Source organism: Pseudomonas entomophila (assembly GCF_029478665.1).
Classification (GTDB): Bacteria; Pseudomonadota; Gammaproteobacteria; order Pseudomonadales; family Pseudomonadaceae; genus Aquipseudomonas; species Aquipseudomonas entomophila_F.
In genome coordinates this window covers 63,271-78,666 of the sequence record NZ_JARPQB010000021.1, presented here as the reverse complement: position 1 = coordinate 78,666, position 15,396 = coordinate 63,271, and the positions used below count along the sequence as shown (strand labels likewise).

Sequence of the window (15,396 nt, the reverse complement as noted above, 5' to 3'; positions counted from 1 at the left end):
TGCCGGCGAATGGGCCTAAAGCCTCACGCTGGCAAACGTCGATTCGTTGCGCGCCTGGCTCAGCGCCGCCATCGGCCCGCTGTGCGGCGACAGGGCCATGGCCTGCGGGATCGGCATCATCGCCACCTGCTGCGTGGTGTTCGAACCCACGCGCTCGTCACGCGGCGGAATGCCAAAGTACTCGCGGTAGCATTTGGAGAAGTGCGGCGTGGAAACAAAGCCACACACCGACGCCACCTCGATGATCGACATCGGGGTCTGCTTGAGCAATTGCCGCGCGCGGATCAGGCGCAGCTTGAGGTAGTAGCGCGAAGGCGAGCAATGCAGGTACTTCTGGAACAGGCGCTCGAGCTGGCGCCGCGACACCGCCACGTACACCGCCAGTTCATCCAGGTCGATGGGCTCTTCCAGGTTCGCCTCCATCAACGCGACGATTTCCTGCAGCTTCGGCTGGTTGGTGCCCAGCATGTGCTTGAGCGGCACGCGCTGGTGGTCCTGCTCGTTGCGGATGCGCTCGTAGACGAACATCTCGGAGATTGCCGCCGACAGCTCGCGGCCATGATCGCGGCTGATCAGGTGCAGCATCATGTCCAGCGGCGCGGTGCCGCCGGAGCTGGTGAAGCGGTTGCGGTCGAGGGTGAACAGGCGGGTGCTCATGTTCACCCGTGGGTAGGCCTCCTGCATCGCCGCCAGGCATTCCCAGTGCACGCTGCAGTCGAAACCGTCGAGCAGCCCGGCGCAGGCCAGCGCCCAGCTGCCGGTGCACACCGCTCCCAGGCGACGCGACTGGCGGGCCTGGGCCTGCAGCCAGGTGACATGCTCACGGGTGACGGTGCGCTGGATACCCACGCCACCGCAGACGATCACGGTGTCCATGGGTGGTGCATTGTGCATGGCGGCATCGGGGGTGATCTGCAAGCCATCGCTGGCCCACACCTGGCCGCCGTCGACGGTCAGCGTGTGCCAGCGGTACAACTCGCGGCCGGACAGCTGGTTGGCCATGCGCAGCGGCTCGACGGCGGACGCCAGGGAGATCAGGGTGAAATTGTCCAGCAGGAGAAAGCCGATGGACTGGGGTGCTGTGCGGTTCTGGGTTGGGGTCCCGGAGGTGTACGACGTCATCGCGATTTCTCCTCACACAATGCAGGGTGTGCCTCAGGCGAGCACTGTTCTTGTAGTGGCCCCGTTTCGTATGCAGGGGCTTTGCCAATCCCGACGCAAATGGCATGCCGGAAATTGAACGCTCATCCAATAAAACCCAAAAGCGACGTTGCCATGCGCCTTCCAGCGGGTTCAGCAACGAGCGTAGACCTAAACGCAAATCGGCGCGCCAGCGCCGTTGCGTGTCACGCCTGAGCAGTTCGGTAGCACTTGTGGGAAGGATGCCCAGATGCGACAGATTTGAGTGTCACCGACAATGACCCTGCTGGTAACGACAGGCGACGGCCGGTAGATGACAACCGTTGCGCCAGAATGTGGCGCAATGGTCAGGCGTGGGCAAAAACGGCGCATCAGCACTCGATGACGCTGACCGCCAGGCCGCCACGCGAGGTTTCCTTGTACTTGTCGTGCATGTCGGCGCCGGTGTCGCGCATGGTGCGGATCACCTGGTCGAGGGAGATGAAATGCTCACCGTCGCCGCGCAGCGCCATCTGCACGGCATTGATCGCCTTCACCGCCGCAATGGCGTTGCGCTCGATGCACGGCACCTGGACCAGGCCGCCGACCGGGTCGCAGGTCAGCCCCAGGTTGTGCTCCAGGGCGATCTCGGCGGCGTTCTCCAATTGTGGCGGCGTCGCCCCCAGCACTTCGGCCAGGCCTGCCGCGGCCATGGCGCAGGCCGAACCGACCTCGCCCTGGCAGCCGACCTCGGCGCCGGAGATCGATGCGTTCTTCTTGCACAGGATGCCCACCGCCGCCGCGCCCAGGAAGAAGTCCACCACGTTGGACTCGTCCACCACATCGGAGAAACGCATGTAGTAGTGCAGCACCGCCGGAATGATCCCGGCTGCGCCGTTGGTGGGTGCGGTGACCATACGCCCGCCGGCGGCGTTCTCTTCGTTCACGGCCAGGGCATACAGGTTGACCCATTCCATGGCGCTCATGGTCGAGCCGATCACATTGGGCTTGCCCAGCTCTTGCAGACTGCGGTGCAGCCGGGCGGCGCGGCGGCGCACATTGAGCCCGCCAGGCAGTATCCCTTCATGCTTGAGGCCGTTGTCCACGCATTCCTGCATGGCCTGCCAGAGCTTGAGCAGGCCGGCGCGGATCTCGGCCTCGCTGCGCCAGACCTTTTCGTTGGCCATCATCAATTGCGACACGCGCAGGTCGTTTTGCTTGCACAGGCGCAGCAGTTCGGCGGCACTGTCGAAGTCGTAGGGCAACACCGTCTGGTCGGCGTCCAGCACACCGCTGGCGGCTTGCGCGGCATCGACCACGAAGCCGCCGCCCACCGAATAGTAGGTGTCGCGGTGCAGCTCGCCGCCCTCGCCTTCGGCGATCAGGGTCATGGCGTTGGGGTGGTAGGGCAGGTTCTCGTCCAGCAGCAGCATGTCGCGGCCCCAGACGAACTCGATGGGCCGCCGGCCATCAAGCTGCAACACGTTGGTTTCACGCAGGTCGGCGATACGCGGGGTGATCTGGCTGGGGTCGATCGCGTCCGGCCACTCCCCCATCAACCCCATGATCGTGGCGTTGTCGGTGCCGTGGCCGACACCGGTGGCCGACAGCGAGCCATAGAGCCGCACCTCGACGCGCCGCACCTGCTCCAGCTCGCCGCGTTCGCGCAGCCCCTGGACGAACAGCGCGCCAGCACGCATGGGGCCGACGGTGTGGGAGCTGGAAGGCCCGACACCGATCTTGAACAGGTCGAACACGCTGATGGCCATGGCCGGATCACCTCTTGATGGGCTTGTCTCACGGCGCCGAACACCGCCTTGCGCAACTGCTAGGCTGAAGTTCGAGCCGCCTTGGAATGCTCGCATCATCGGGCTTTTGCCCACCCCCTCGCCGTCTGCAACCGACGTACTTTTGTCCAGCAGCGCCGCCGCTGAACCGGCCCTGCGTGCGCCGTTTTCCAGCGCCCGGGCGCCGTAAATACCGAGGTGCGGGGGTGGAAAAACCCAGTTGCGACATCGTCCGTACTGGATGCGACCCGTCCTGTACTGGATACGACGCCACCAGTAGGCGATTGCCGAACGCTGGAGGATTATCGAAAGCGACTCGTATTGCACGGCCTCGCATCCTGCCCTCTGCAGGCCTGGTCGACCGGAGCCCTGAGAACGCCCGGCGGCCCACGCGAACCCGAAGATAAAATCACAGGAGTCCATCCATGAAAGGTAAACCCTCGCTGTTGCTGGTCGCGTTGCTGTCCGCCCCGCTGCTGGCCCAGGCCGCAGAGCCCGAACAGTGTCAGACGGTACGTTTCTCGGACGTCGGCTGGACCGACATCACCGTGACCACCGCCATGACCAGCGTCGTGCTCGAAGCCTTGGGCTACAAGACCCACACCAACATGATCTCGGTCCCGGTCACTTACAAGTCGCTGGCCGGGGGCAAGGACCTCGACGTGTTCCTCGGCAACTGGATGCCGACCATGGAAAACGACATCAAGCAGTTCCGTGACGCCGGCACCGTCGAGACCGTGCGCGCCAACCTGGAAAACGCCAAGTACACCCTTGCCGTGCCCCAGGCGCTGTACGACAAGGGCCTGAAGGACTTCGCCGACATCGTCAAGTTCAAGGACGCGCTGGGCGGCAAGATCTACGGCATCGAACCCGGCAACGACGGCAACCGCACCATCCAGAGCATGATCGACAAGGATGCCTTCGGCCTGAAGAGCGCCGGCTTCAAGCTGGTGCAGTCCAGCGAGGCGGGCATGCTGTCGCAGGTCGACCGCTCGCAGAAACGCGGCGAGGCGGTGGTGTTCCTGGGCTGGGAACCGCACCCGATGAACAAGCGCTTCGCCATGAAGTACCTCACCGGCGGCGACGAGTACTTCGGCCCCGATTTCGGCAAGGCCACCGTGCTCACCAACACCCGCAAGGGCTACGCGCAGGAATGCAGCAACGTCGGGCAACTGCTGAAGAATCTGTCGTTCACCCTCGACATGGAAAGCGAGCTGATGGGCAAGGTCCTGGACGACAAGATGAAAGCCGATGCCGCCGCCAAGGCGTGGCTGAAGAGCAACCCGCAAGTGCTCGACACCTGGCTGGCCGGCGTGACCACCGTGGATGGCAAACCCGGCCTTGAGGCGGCCAAGGCCAAACTGACGCAATAACGCAAGACGCAATGGCAACACCGCGGGGCGGGACCGTGCCCGCCCCGGACTGATTTCAATCTTTGCAGGTGGAAGCTCGCTATCATGCTTATCGATCAGAAAATACCCTTGGGGCAGTACATCGCCTCATTCGTCGAATGGTTGACCCAGAACGGCGCCAGCTACTTCGACGCTATCGCCCAGGGCCTGGAGTTCATGATCCATGGCGTCACCAGCGCCCTGACCTGGTTCAACCCGTTCGTGCTCATCGCCCTGTTTGCCGCTCTCGCGCACCTGATCCAGCGCAAGTGGGCCCTCACCGTCTTCGTCGCCCTGTCGTTCCTGCTCATCCTCAACCTGGGCTACTGGCAGGAAACCATGGAAACCCTGGCGCAGGTGACCTTCGCCACGGTGGTCTGCGTGGTCATCGGCGTGCCGCTGGGCATCGCCGCCGCGCACAAACCGATGTTCTACACCGCCATGCGCCCGGTGCTCGACCTGATGCAGACCGTGCCCACCTTCGTCTACCTGATCCCCACGCTCACGCTATTCGGCCTGGGCGTGGTGCCGGGGCTGATTTCCACCGTGGTATTCGCCATCGCCGCGCCGATCCGCCTGACCTACCTCGGCATCTGCGACGTGCCGCAGGAGCTGCTTGACGCCGGCAAGGCGTTCGGCTGCTCGCGCCGCCAGTTGCTGACCCGCATCGAACTGCCCCACGCCATGCCGAGCATCGCCGCCGGCATCACCCAGTGCATCATGCTGTCGCTGTCGATGGTGGTGATCGCCGCCCTGGTGGGCGCCGACGGCCTGGGCAAACCCGTGGTCAACGCACTGAACACCGCCGATATCTCCCTGGGCTTCGAAGCGGGCCTGGCCATCGTGCTGCTGGCGATCATGCTCGACCGAATCTGCAAGCAACCGGAACTGCCGGTAAGGGGTGAGGCATGAGCATCATTCGTTTCGAAGACGTCGACGTCATCTTCTCCACCAAGCCGCGCGAAGCGCTGTCGCTGCTCGACCAGGGCAAGACCCGCGAACAGATTCTCAAGCAGACGGGCCTGGTGGTCGGCGTCGAGAAAGCCAACCTGGACATCAACAAGGGCGAGATCTGCGTGCTGATGGGCCTGTCCGGCTCCGGCAAGTCCAGCCTGCTGCGTTGCATCAACGGCCTGAACACCGTCAGCCGCGGCAAGCTGTTCGTCGAGCATGAAGGCAAGCACATCGACATCGCCCACTGCACCCCGGCCGAGCTGAAGATGATGCGCACCAAGCGCATCGCCATGGTATTCCAGAAGTTCGCCCTGATGCCCTGGCTGACCGTGCGCGAGAACATCAGCTTCGGCCTGGAGATGCAGGGCCGCCCGGAGAAGGAACGGCGCAAGCTGGTCGACGAGAAACTCGAGCTGGTCGGCCTGACCCAATGGCGCAACAAGAAGCCCGACGAGCTCTCCGGGGGCATGCAACAGCGCGTGGGCCTGGCCCGGGCGCTGGCGATGGACGCCGACATCCTGCTGATGGACGAGCCGTTCTCGGCCCTCGACCCGCTGATCCGCCAGGGCCTGCAGGACGAACTGCTGGCCCTGCAGAGCAAGCTGAGCAAGACCATCGTGTTCGTCAGCCACGACCTGGACGAGGCCCTGAAGCTGGGCAGCCGCATCGCGATCATGAAAGACGGGCGGATCATCCAGTACAGCAAGCCGGAGGACATCGTGCTCAACCCGGCCGACGAGTACGTGCGCACCTTCGTCGCCCACACCAACCCGCTCAACGTGCTGTGCGGCCGCAGCCTGATGCGCAGCCTGGACAACTGCAGGCGGGTCAATGGCTCGGTGTGCCTGGACCCGGGTATCGACTCATGGCTGGACCTTGGCGAAGGCAACTCGATCAAGCGCGCGCGCCAGGGCCAGAACGGGCTGGACATGCAGAACTGGGCGCCAGGGCAGGACGTCGAGCTGCTGGAGCGCAGGCCGACCGTGGTGCACGCCGATATCGGCATGCGCGAGGCGCTGCGGATTCGTTACCAGACCGGCAACAAGCTGGTGTTGCAGGATAACGACAAGGTGGTGGGGATTCTCGGGGATACCGAGCTGTATCACGCGTTGCTCGGCAAGAATCACGGGTGATGGCATGGGGGCCGCTTGGCGGCCCATCGCGGCTGAAGCCGCTCCTACAAGGATCACGCGTTTTCTGTAGGAGCGGCTTCAGCCGCGATGGGCTGCAAAGCAGCCCCCATCATGGTTCAGCGCACGACAATCCCACGCGAAGCCATGTAGGCCTTCGCTTCCGGCACGGTGTACTCACCAAAGTGGAAGATGCTCGCCGCCAGCACCGCGCTGGCATGCCCTTCCAGGATCCCGTCCGCCAGGTGCTGCAGGTTGCCCACACCACCTGAGGCGATCACCGGAATCCCCAGCGCATCGCTGATCGCCCGGGTAACCCCCAGATCGAAACCGTTCTTCATGCCATCCTGGTCCATGCTGGTGAGCAGGATTTCACCAGCCCCCAGCCCTTCCATCTTCTTCGCCCACTCCACCGCATCCAGCCCGGTGGGTTTGCGCCCGCCATGGGTGAAGATCTCCCAGCGCGGCGTTTCACCCGGGCCGGAGACCTTCTTGGCGTCGATGGCGACGACGATGCACTGCGAACCGAAACGGTCCGCCGCCTCGCCCACGAATTCCGGGTTGAACACCGCCGCAGTGTTGATCGATACCTTGTCGGCACCGGCATTGAGCAGGTTGCGGATGTCCTGCACGGTGCGCACGCCACCGCCCACGGTCAGCGGGATGAACACCTGGCTGGCCATGCGTTCGACGGTATGCAGGGTGGTGTCACGGCCATCGACGCTGGCGGTGATATCCAGGAAGGTGATCTCGTCGGCGCCCTGCTCGTTGTAGCGACGGGCGATCTCCACCGGGTCGCCGGCATCGCGGATGTTCTCGAACTTGACGCCCTTGACCACCCGGCCGTTGTCCACGTCCAGGCAAGGGATGATGCGCTTGGCCAGTGCCATGGTCGTTCCTCAGCCTTTGAAGTTGTCGCAGAAGGCCTGGGCCTCGGCGACGTCGAGGGTGCCTTCGTAGATGGCGCGGCCGGTGATGGCGCCGATGATGCCAGGGGCTTTCGCCTCCAGCAGGGCCTTGATGTCACCCAGGTTGTGGATGCCGCCCGAGGCGATCACCGGAATCGAGGTGGCTTCGGCCAGGGCCTTGGTGAAGGGCACGTTGCAGCCCTGCATCATGCCGTCCTTGGCGATGTCGGTGTAGACGATCGCCGAGACGCCATCGGCCTCGAAACGCTTGGCCAGGTCGATGACCTGCACCGAGCTCACTTCGGCCCAGCCGTCGGTGGCGACGAAGCCGTCTTTCGCGTCCAGGCCGACGATGACCCGGCCCGGGAAGGCCTTGCACGCTTCGGCGACGAACTCCGGCTGCTTGACCGCCTTGGTGCCGATGATCACGTGGCTGACGCCCGCCTTGACGTAGTGCTCGATGGTTTCCAGCGAGCGGATGCCGCCGCCGATCTGGATCGGCAGGTTCGGGTAGCGCTTGGCAATCGCGGTAACCACTTCACCGTTGACCGGCTGGCCTTCGAAGGCGCCGTTCAGGTCGACCAGGTGCAGGCGGCGGCAGCCACCCTCGACCCATTTGGCGGCCATGCTCACCGGGTCGTCGGAGAATACGGTGGAGTCTTCCATGCGGCCTTGGCGCAGACGTACGCAGGCACCGTCCTTGAGATCGATAGCGGGGATAATCAGCATCTTGATGACCTGTCTTGTTCGTTGAGTTCAGGGCTTCTCGAGCGCCCACAGGTCGCTTTCGATGCTCTCGAACCGCTCCTTGAGGTGCAGCTGAACATCGGCAATCGCCCTGTTGTAGTAATACGGAGCCACTTCCCTGGAAAACAGCTCGAGGACCTCGGCCACCTCGAACGACCCCAGCTCCAGCTCGAAACGGTCTTCGAGGAAGCGCTTGAGCTTGTCGAGCGCCTCGCGCTCCTGCTCCGGGGCCAACGTGATGATCGGGGCCTTGGTCTTCGACCGGCTCATTTACCAGCGCCCATCCCAGGCGACGAAGTTCTGCAGCAGTTGCAGGCCGTGGGTGTGGCTCTTCTCCGGATGGAACTGCACGGCGAAGCGCGAGCCGTCGGCCAACGCGGCGGCGAAGTCGACGCCATAGTGGCCGCGACCGACCACCTGGCCCGGCTTACCGGCATTGATGTAGTAGCTGTGCACGAAGTAGAAGCGCGCGCGATCAGGGATGTCGTGCCACAGCGGGTGGTCGATGGCCTGGCTGACCTCGTTCCAGCCCATGTGCGGCACTTTCAGGTGCTCGCCGTCTTCCTTCAGGTCTTTGCCGAAGAAGCGTACCTGGCCGGGGAACAGGCCGATGCAATCGACACCGTCGTTCTCCTCGCTGTGGTCGAGCAGCGCCTGCATGCCCACGCAGATGCCGAGGAACGGGCGGTCCTGGCTGACTTCGCGCACCAGGCTGTCGAAGCCCAGGCGGCGGATCTCGGCCATGCAGTCGCGGATCGCGCCGACGCCCGGGAACACCACGCGGTCGGCTTCACGAATCACCGCGGCGTCGCTGGTCACCAGCACCTTGCCGGCGCCCACATGCTCCAGGGCCTTGGCCACCGAGTGCAGGTTGCCCATGCCATAGTCGATTACGGCTACCGTCTGCATTTACAGGCACCCTTTGGTCGATGGCATCTGCCCGGCCATGCGCGCGTCTTGCTCGATGGCCATGCGCAGCGCGCGGCCGAAGGCCTTGAACACGGTCTCGATCTGGTGGTGAGTGTTGTGGCCACGCAGGTTGTCGATGTGCAGGGTTACCAGGGCGTGGTTGACGAAACCCTGGAAGAACTCCTGGAACAGGTCGACATCGAAGCCGCCGACGCTGGCGCGGGTGTACGGCACGTGCATCTGCAGGCCCGGGCGGCCGGAGAAGTCGATGACCACTCGCGACAGGGCCTCGTCCAGCGGCACGTAGGCGTGGCCGTAGCGATAGATGCCTTTCTTGTCGCCAATGGCCTGGGCGAAGGCCTGGCCGAGGGTGATGCCGACATCCTCGACGGTATGATGGTCATCGATATGCAGGTCGCCCTTGCACTCGATGTCCAGATCGATCAGCCCATGCCGGGCGATCTGGTCGAGCATGTGTTCAAGGAAAGGCACGCCGATATCGAATCGGGCCTTGCCGCTGCCATCGAGGTTGATCGAGCACTTGACCTGGGTTTCCAGGGTATTGCGCTCGACGGAAGCCTTACGTTCGACCATCACCAGCTCCGCAAAATCATTGGGCGAAAAGGGTTCCATTATAGGCCCAGAATGCGCCGGCTTGAAACGCGGATGACATATGGCGGAGCAAGCAATTACGGGGGTTGGACAGGCCTACAGGTCTATACAACCGCCCCTTTCGCCGGCAAGCCCGGCTCCTACGGTCGCATCGCACCCTGTAGGAGCCGGCCTTGCCGGCGAACAGCCTCAAACATCAATCAATGAAACAACACGGCCGTCTTCTGCAAGGTGACCCACACCCCCCAGGCCAGCGGAATCACCACCACGGCCCAGGCCAGCAGCACCAGCGGCAGGCTGCCCGGCGCCGCATGCCATTCCAGCGCACGGGCAGAATCCGCGCCCTTGTCGTGGCTCAAGGCCCGCTCGGCGGCCAGTTCCGCGTCGGTCATGAAGTACTTGTCCGCCACCGGCCGCACCAGCATGTTGCAGATGAAGCCCAGCACCAGCAGGCCGGCCAGGATGTACAGGGTCATGTCGTAGGCCGCGGCGCGCTCCACGCCCGCCGCCAACTGCGCCTCGCGCAGGTAGGTGATCAACACCGGCCCCAGCACGCCGGCCGCCGCCCAGGCAGTCAGCAGGCGACCGTGAATGGCGCCGACCATCTGTGTGCCGAACAGGTCGGCCAGGTACGCAGGCACGGTGGCAAAGCCGCCGCCGTACATCGACAGGATGATGCAGAACGCGGCTACGAACAGCGCCACGTTGCCGATATGCCCCATGTTCGGTACCAGGCTGTACAGCCCCACGCCCAGGGCGAAGAAAGCGAAGTAGGTGTTCTTGCGGCCGATGTAGTCGGAGAACGACGCCCAGAAGAAACGCCCGCCGATATTGAACAGGCTGAGCAGGCCGGTGAAGCCTGCGGCGATGGCGGCAATCTGCGCCAACTGCGCGGCATTCAGCTCGCCGAAGGTCAGCTCGTTGCCCAGCAACTTGCCGGCAAACACCTCCTGCAACAGCGGCGACGCCATGCCAAGGATACCGATACCCGCCGAGACGTTCAGACACAGTACCAGCCACACCAACGCGAACTGTGGGGTTTTCCAGGCCACGCTGACATGCACGTGACGGTCGGTGACCATGGCATTGGCCTTCTTCGCCGGTGCGGTCCAGCCTTCAGGCTTCCAGCCGGTCGGTGGCACGCGGTAGGCCAGGGCGCCGGCGGTCATGAACACGAAGTAGATCGCGGCCATGGCGACGAAGCTCTGCCACACGCCCACCTCGGTCGGGCTGGAGAAATGCCCCATCAGCGCGGTGGCCAGCGGCGCGCCCACCATGGCACCCCCGCCAAAGCCCATGATCGCCATGCCGGTGGCCATGCCGCGCTTGTCCGGGAACCACTTGATCAGCGTCGATACCGGCGAGATGTAACCCAGCCCCAGGCCGATCCCCCCGATCACCCCCGAACCCAGCCACATCAGCCACAGCTGGTGGGTCTTCACGCCGATCGCCGAGATCAGCAGGCCGCCGCACCAGCACAGCGCCGACACCAGGCCGGCCTTGCGCGGGCCTGCGTGTTCCAACCAGCCGCCGAGCACCGCGGCCGAGCAACCGAGGAACACGAAGAACAGGGTGTAGATCCAGCTGAGCATGGAGATCGGCCAGTCGCACTCGGCGCTGAACAGGCGGGCGACGAAGCCCATGTCCGCGGCGCAGGCCACCGGCGCGCTGACGCCCAGGGCCTGGGACAGCGGCAACCAGAACACCGAGAAACCATAGGCCATGCCGATGCACAGGTGGATGGCCAGGGCCGCCGGCGGTACCAGCCAGCGGTTGAAGCCCGGGCGGGCGATGATGCGCTCCTTCGACAGGAAGCCCGGCGTGCTCGCCGCCGCTCCCGCCGTGATACTGCTGTTCATGGGTTGTTCCTTTTTTGTAGGTGGGCGGTGCTCGCGGAGGGCTCTGTATGGCTGCACGCAAGGCAGCCCGGCCGCTTCGGTCGGCACCCCGCGACAATGGGTCGCGGGGCTCCACGGGCGGCGCAAGAGTACCAGCAGCCGGTGGCATGAAAGCAATCTGATATCGTGTTTTTTTCGTCAGCTGAAACGGTATTTCAACCGGGTTCGCCGGCAAGCCGGCTCCTACGGGCTTCGGTAGCAGCCGGCTTGCCGGCGAACCGGTCCACCCACGCACGGTCGAAACGTCGAATGCGCAGAGCCAGGCGCCACGGCGCTATACTCGCCGCTGAATTTCACTTTCGGACTACAAGGACTCGCCCATGAAAGCGTTCGGCAAAATCCTGGGGCTGGGGCTGCTCGGGTTGTTGCTGATCATCGTGGCGCTGGGCTTCGCCCTGACCCACCTCTTCGATCCCAACGACTACAAAGACGAGATCCGCCAGCTGGCCCGCGACAAGGCCCATGTGGAGCTCACCCTCAATGGCGACATCGGCTGGAGCCTGTTCCCCTGGCTGGGCCTGGAGCTGCACGAGGCGAGCATCGCCACGCTGAACAACCCCAAGGTGCCGTTCGCCGACCTGCAGATGCTCGGTTTGTCAGTGCGCGTGCTGCCCTTGCTGCGCCGCGAAGTGCAGATGAGCGACGTGCGTGTCGAGGGCTTGAACCTGACCCTGACCCGTGACGCCAATGGCCACGGCAACTGGGAAGACATCGGCAAGCCATTGCCTGATGCGACGGCCGCCAACGCACCCGCCGCCACGCCAGGCGAGGCCCCGGCCAACCCGCCCGCCAAGCCCGAAGTCAGCGAGCGCATGGTCAAGCTCGACATCGACAGCCTGACCGTCAACAACGCCCGGGTGCTGTACACCGACGAGAAGGCCGGCCAGAGCTACGGTGCAGAGAGCATCCAGCTGAGCACCGGTGCCGTGCACGAAGGTATCAACATTCCGCTCAAGGCCAGCGCTTTCCTCAGCGCCAGCCAACCGAACATCAAGGCGCGCACCGAGCTCACCGGTGAGCTGCGCTTCGACCGCAAGCTCAAGCGCTACAACCTCGAAGACATGCGCCTGTCCGGCGAAACCTCGGGCGAGCCGCTGGCCGGCAAGACCCTGACCTTCGTCGCCCAGGGCCAGGTGCTGGTCGACCTGGCCGCCAACGTCGCCTCGTGGAGCGGCCTGAAAGTCTCGGCCAACCAACTGCGCGCGCTCGGCGAGCTGAATGTGCGCGACCTGGACAAGGCGCCGCAGGTCAGCGGCGGGCTGTCCATCGCCCAGTTCGACCTGCGCACCTTCCTCGACGGCATCGGCCACCCGCTGCCCGCCACCGCCGACCCGGCCGCGTTCAAGAAGCTGGAGCTGGTGACCCGCCTCGATGGCACTCGCGACAGCCTGGCGCTGGAAGACCTGGCGGTGAAGCTGGACGACAGCACCTTCACCGGCCGCGTGGCCGTGGAAGATTTCGCCAAGCAGGCCCTGCGCGTGCGCTTGAAGGGCGACAAGTTCGACGCCGACCGCTACTTCCCGGCCAAGAGCGACGAGGCCAAGGGCGCCACCGCGGCGCGCCAGGCCGAAGTGAAGCAGCAAGAGGCCAGCGCCGTCGCTGGTGCCGGCACCACCCCGCTGCCCAACGCCCCGACGCAACAGGCCTGGAGCAACGACAAGCTGCTGCCGGTAGACCGCCTGCGCGCCCTCGACCTGCAGGCCGACCTGTCCTTCGGCGCCCTGGTGCTGGACAAGCTGCCCATCAGCGACGCCCAGTTCACGGCCACCGGCCAGGGCGGCCTGATTACCCTGCAAACCCTGCGTGGCGGCCTGTACAACGGCAGCTTCGAAGCCAAGGGCACGGTCGACGTGCGCCCTGCCGTGCCGCAGATCGGCGTGAACACCAAGATCAATCGCGTACCGGTGGAGCACTTCATCAAGCGCGAAGGCCCCGACCAGGCGCCGCCCGTCAAAGGCCTGCTGACCCTGGGCAGCGACCTGACCGCCACCGGCAACAGCCAGAAGGCGCTGGTCGACACGCTCAACGGCAATGCCAGTTTCACCATCAACGACGGCGTGCTGGTCAATGCCAACCTGGAACAGCAGCTGTGCCAGGCCATCGCCACCCTCAATCGCAAGCAGCTCAGCGGCGAGGCGCGGGGCAAGGACACGCCGTTCCAGGAACTGCGCGGCAGCCTGGTGATCCGCAACGGCGTGGCCAGCAACCCGGACCTCAAGGCACGCATCCCGGGCCTGACCGTCAACGGCAATGGCGACCTCGACCTGCGCGTGCTGGGCATGGACTACAACGTCGGCATCGTCGTCGAAGGCGACCAGCGCGCCATGCCCGACCCGGCCTGCCAGGTCAACGAGCGCTTTGCCGGTATCGAAGTGCCGCTGCGCTGCCGTGGCCCGCTGGAGCTGGGCGCCAAGGCCTGCCGCCTGGACCAGGACGGCCTGGGCAAGGTTGCCGCGAAGCTGGCCGGCAACCGCCTGAAGGACAAGATCGATGAAAAGCTCGAAGAAAAACTCGGAGACAAAGTGAGCCCGGAACTCAAAGATGCGCTCAAGGGGCTGTTCAAGCGATGACACCCCAGCAGTTCTCCAGCGCCGTGCTGGAGTGGTATGACCAGCACGGCCGCCACGACCTGCCCTGGCAACAGGGCATCAACCCGTACCGGGTATGGGTTTCCGAAATCATGCTGCAGCAGACGCAAGTCAGCACCGTGCTCAACTACTTCGACCGCTTCATGCAGGCCCTGCCCACCGTGCAGGCCCTGGCCGAAGCGCCGGAGGACGAGGTGCTGCACCTGTGGACGGGCCTGGGCTACTACACCCGCGCCCGCAACCTGCAAAAGGCCGCGAGGATCGTCGTCGAGCAGCATGGCGGCGAGTTCCCGCGCAGCGTCGAGCAGCTCACCGAGTTGCCCGGCATCGGCCGCTCCACCGCCGGCGCCATCGCCAGCATCAGCATGGGCCTGCGCGCACCGATCCTCGACGGCAACGTCAAGCGGGTGCTGGCCCGCTTCACCGCGCAAGCCGGCTACCCCGGCGAGCCCAAGGTGGCCAACCAGTTATGGGCCACCGCCGAGCGCGTGACCCCGATGACCCGGGTCAACCACTTCACCCAGGCGATGATGGACATGGGCGCCACGCTGTGCACCCGCAGCAAGCCCAGTTGCCTGATCTGCCCATTGCAGCGCGGCTGCGAAGCGCACCTGCACGGCGAAGAGACCCGCTACCCCGAGCCCAAGCCGCGCAAGGCCCTGCCCCAGCGCAAGACCCTGATGCCACTGCTGACCAACCCCGAGGGCGCGATCCTGCTCTACCGCCGGCCGTCCACCGGCCTGTGGGGCGGCCTGTGGAGCCTGCCGGAGCTGGACAACCTCGAACAGCTCGACGACCTCGCCTACCAGCACGGCCTGCGCCTGGCCGGCAGCCACGCCCTCGAAGGCCTGACCCACACCTTCAGCCATTTCCAGCTGGCCATCGAGCCCTGGCTGGTGCGTGTCGACCCCGTCGGGCCGCACGTGGCCGAGCCCGACTGGCTCTGGTATAACCTCGCCACCCCGCCGCGCCTGGGCCTCGCCGCCCCGGTCAAGAAACTGCTGCAACGCGCGGCCGACGAACTGATTGCAGGAGAGAAGCCATGACCCGCACCGTGAAGTGCCGCAAGTACAACGAAGAGCTGCCAGGCCTCGACCGCCCACCGTACCCGGGTGCCAAGGGCCAGGACATCTTCGAAAACATCTCGCAGAAAGCCTGGAAGGAGTGGCAGGACCACCAGACCATGCTGATCAACGAGAAGCGCCTGAACATGATGAACGCCGAGGACCGCAAGTTCATCCAGGCCGAGATGGACAAGTTCTTCGCCGGCGAGGACTACGCCCAGGCCGAAGGCTACGTTCCGCCCTCGAATTGACCCCGGAAAACGTAAGCGACGGAATTAATTTAAATTTT

Annotated in this window: 14 protein-coding genes; 6 read left to right on the top strand and 8 right to left on the bottom strand. The window is 64.9% G+C overall.

Features of this window, described 5'->3' with window-relative positions; translation table 11 throughout:
• Positions 1-15: 15 nt before the first annotated feature.
• Complete coding sequence (locus P5705_RS12835) at positions 16-1,122, bottom strand: GlxA family transcriptional regulator (RefSeq protein WP_011536172.1); 1,107 nt, start codon at positions 1,120-1,122, stop codon at positions 16-18.
• Between the two features lie 389 nt (positions 1,123-1,511).
• A complete protein-coding gene (locus tag P5705_RS12830) occupies positions 1,512-2,888 on the bottom strand; it encodes an L-serine ammonia-lyase (RefSeq protein ID WP_277461222.1) in 1,377 nt (458 codons plus the stop codon).
• A 443-nt stretch (positions 2,889-3,331) separates the two neighbouring features.
• On the opposite strand from P5705_RS12830, the gene P5705_RS12825 reads away from it, so the two are divergent.
• From P5705_RS12825 to choV, 3 genes are all read left to right on the top strand, one after another.
• Complete coding sequence (locus P5705_RS12825; protein WP_277461221.1) at positions 3,332-4,279, top strand: choline ABC transporter substrate-binding protein; 948 nt, start codon at positions 3,332-3,334, stop codon at positions 4,277-4,279.
• An 81-nt stretch (positions 4,280-4,360) separates the two neighbouring features.
• Positions 4,361-5,209, top strand: coding sequence for a choline ABC transporter permease subunit (gene choW, locus P5705_RS12820; protein WP_193383931.1), 849 nt, complete (start codon positions 4,361-4,363; stop codon positions 5,207-5,209).
• On the top strand, positions 5,206-6,384 hold the full coding sequence (gene choV / locus P5705_RS12815) for a choline ABC transporter ATP-binding protein (protein ID WP_277461220.1): 1,179 nt from the start codon (positions 5,206-5,208) through the stop codon (positions 6,382-6,384). Before choW ends, choV begins: the two co-directional genes overlap by 4 nt.
• Before the next feature lie 116 nt (positions 6,385-6,500).
• On the opposite strand, the gene hisF is transcribed toward choV, so the two are convergent.
• The 6 genes from hisF to P5705_RS12785 form a co-directional block, all read right to left on the bottom strand.
• Positions 6,501-7,271 carry an imidazole glycerol phosphate synthase subunit HisF gene (gene hisF / locus P5705_RS12810; RefSeq protein WP_008091498.1) on the bottom strand — a complete coding sequence of 257 codons (771 nt, stop codon included), beginning with the start codon at positions 7,269-7,271 and terminating at the stop codon, positions 6,501-6,503.
• A gap of 9 nt (positions 7,272-7,280) precedes the next feature.
• On the bottom strand, positions 7,281-8,018 hold the full coding sequence (gene hisA / locus P5705_RS12805) for a 1-(5-phosphoribosyl)-5-[(5-phosphoribosylamino)methylideneamino]imidazole-4-carboxamide isomerase (protein WP_277461219.1): 738 nt from the start codon (positions 8,016-8,018) through the stop codon (positions 7,281-7,283).
• Positions 8,019-8,045: 27 nt separating this feature from the next.
• On the bottom strand, positions 8,046-8,306 hold the full coding sequence (locus tag P5705_RS12800; protein ID WP_213658727.1) for a DUF2164 domain-containing protein: 261 nt from the start codon (positions 8,304-8,306) through the stop codon (positions 8,046-8,048).
• Positions 8,307-8,945 (bottom strand): imidazole glycerol phosphate synthase subunit HisH, encoded by a 639-nt coding sequence (gene hisH / locus P5705_RS12795; RefSeq protein ID WP_277461218.1) that lies wholly within the window; start codon positions 8,943-8,945, stop codon positions 8,307-8,309.
• Complete coding sequence (gene hisB, locus P5705_RS12790; RefSeq protein WP_248917848.1) at positions 8,946-9,539, bottom strand: imidazoleglycerol-phosphate dehydratase HisB; 594 nt, start codon at positions 9,537-9,539, stop codon at positions 8,946-8,948.
• 218 nt (positions 9,540-9,757) lie between these two features.
• A complete protein-coding gene (locus tag P5705_RS12785; protein ID WP_277461217.1) occupies positions 9,758-11,416 on the bottom strand; it encodes an OFA family MFS transporter in 1,659 nt (552 codons plus the stop codon).
• Between the two features lie 359 nt (positions 11,417-11,775).
• On the opposite strand from P5705_RS12785, the gene P5705_RS12780 reads away from it, so the two are divergent.
• The 3 genes from P5705_RS12780 to P5705_RS12770 are packed head-to-tail and all read left to right on the top strand — an operon-like array spanning position 11,776 to position 15,358.
• On the top strand, positions 11,776-14,025 hold the full coding sequence (locus P5705_RS12780) for an AsmA family protein (protein ID WP_277461216.1): 2,250 nt from the start codon (positions 11,776-11,778) through the stop codon (positions 14,023-14,025).
• Positions 14,022-15,089, top strand: coding sequence for an A/G-specific adenine glycosylase (mutY, locus tag P5705_RS12775; RefSeq protein ID WP_277461215.1), 1,068 nt, complete (start codon positions 14,022-14,024; stop codon positions 15,087-15,089). The genes P5705_RS12780 and mutY overlap by 4 nt, the downstream gene beginning before the upstream one ends.
• Positions 15,086-15,358 (top strand): oxidative damage protection protein, encoded by a 273-nt coding sequence (locus P5705_RS12770; RefSeq protein WP_110734368.1) that lies wholly within the window; start codon positions 15,086-15,088, stop codon positions 15,356-15,358. Before mutY ends, P5705_RS12770 begins: the two co-directional genes overlap by 4 nt.
• Positions 15,359-15,396 lie beyond the last annotated feature (38 nt).

What these genes read in the sequence shown, in the direction of transcription:
- P5705_RS12825 (WP_277461221.1), top strand. Translation starts at nt 3,332, where the DNA reads ATGAAAGGTAAACCCTCGCTGTTGCTGGTCGCGTTGCTGTCCGCCCCG.
- hisH (WP_277461218.1), bottom strand. Translation starts at nt 8,945, where the DNA reads ATGCAGACGGTAGCCGTAATCGACTATGGCATGGGCAACCTGCACTCG.
- P5705_RS12830 (WP_277461222.1), bottom strand. Translation starts at nt 2,888, where the DNA reads ATGGCCATCAGCGTGTTCGACCTGTTCAAGATCGGTGTCGGGCCTTCC.
- hisB (WP_248917848.1), bottom strand. Translation starts at nt 9,539, where the DNA reads ATGGTCGAACGTAAGGCTTCCGTCGAGCGCAATACCCTGGAAACCCAG.
- mutY (WP_277461215.1), top strand. Translation starts at nt 14,022, where the DNA reads ATGACACCCCAGCAGTTCTCCAGCGCCGTGCTGGAGTGGTATGACCAG.
- P5705_RS12780 (WP_277461216.1), top strand. Translation starts at nt 11,776, where the DNA reads ATGAAAGCGTTCGGCAAAATCCTGGGGCTGGGGCTGCTCGGGTTGTTG.
- P5705_RS12785 (WP_277461217.1), bottom strand. Translation starts at nt 11,416, where the DNA reads ATGAACAGCAGTATCACGGCGGGAGCGGCGGCGAGCACGCCGGGCTTC.
- P5705_RS12835 (WP_011536172.1), bottom strand. Translation starts at nt 1,122, where the DNA reads ATGACGTCGTACACCTCCGGGACCCCAACCCAGAACCGCACAGCACCC.
- choV (WP_277461220.1), top strand. Translation starts at nt 5,206, where the DNA reads ATGAGCATCATTCGTTTCGAAGACGTCGACGTCATCTTCTCCACCAAG.
- P5705_RS12800 (WP_213658727.1), bottom strand. Translation starts at nt 8,306, where the DNA reads ATGAGCCGGTCGAAGACCAAGGCCCCGATCATCACGTTGGCCCCGGAG.
- hisF (WP_008091498.1), bottom strand. Translation starts at nt 7,271, where the DNA reads ATGGCACTGGCCAAGCGCATCATCCCTTGCCTGGACGTGGACAACGGC.
- hisA (WP_277461219.1), bottom strand. Translation starts at nt 8,018, where the DNA reads ATGCTGATTATCCCCGCTATCGATCTCAAGGACGGTGCCTGCGTACGT.
- P5705_RS12770 (WP_110734368.1), top strand. Translation starts at nt 15,086, where the DNA reads ATGACCCGCACCGTGAAGTGCCGCAAGTACAACGAAGAGCTGCCAGGC.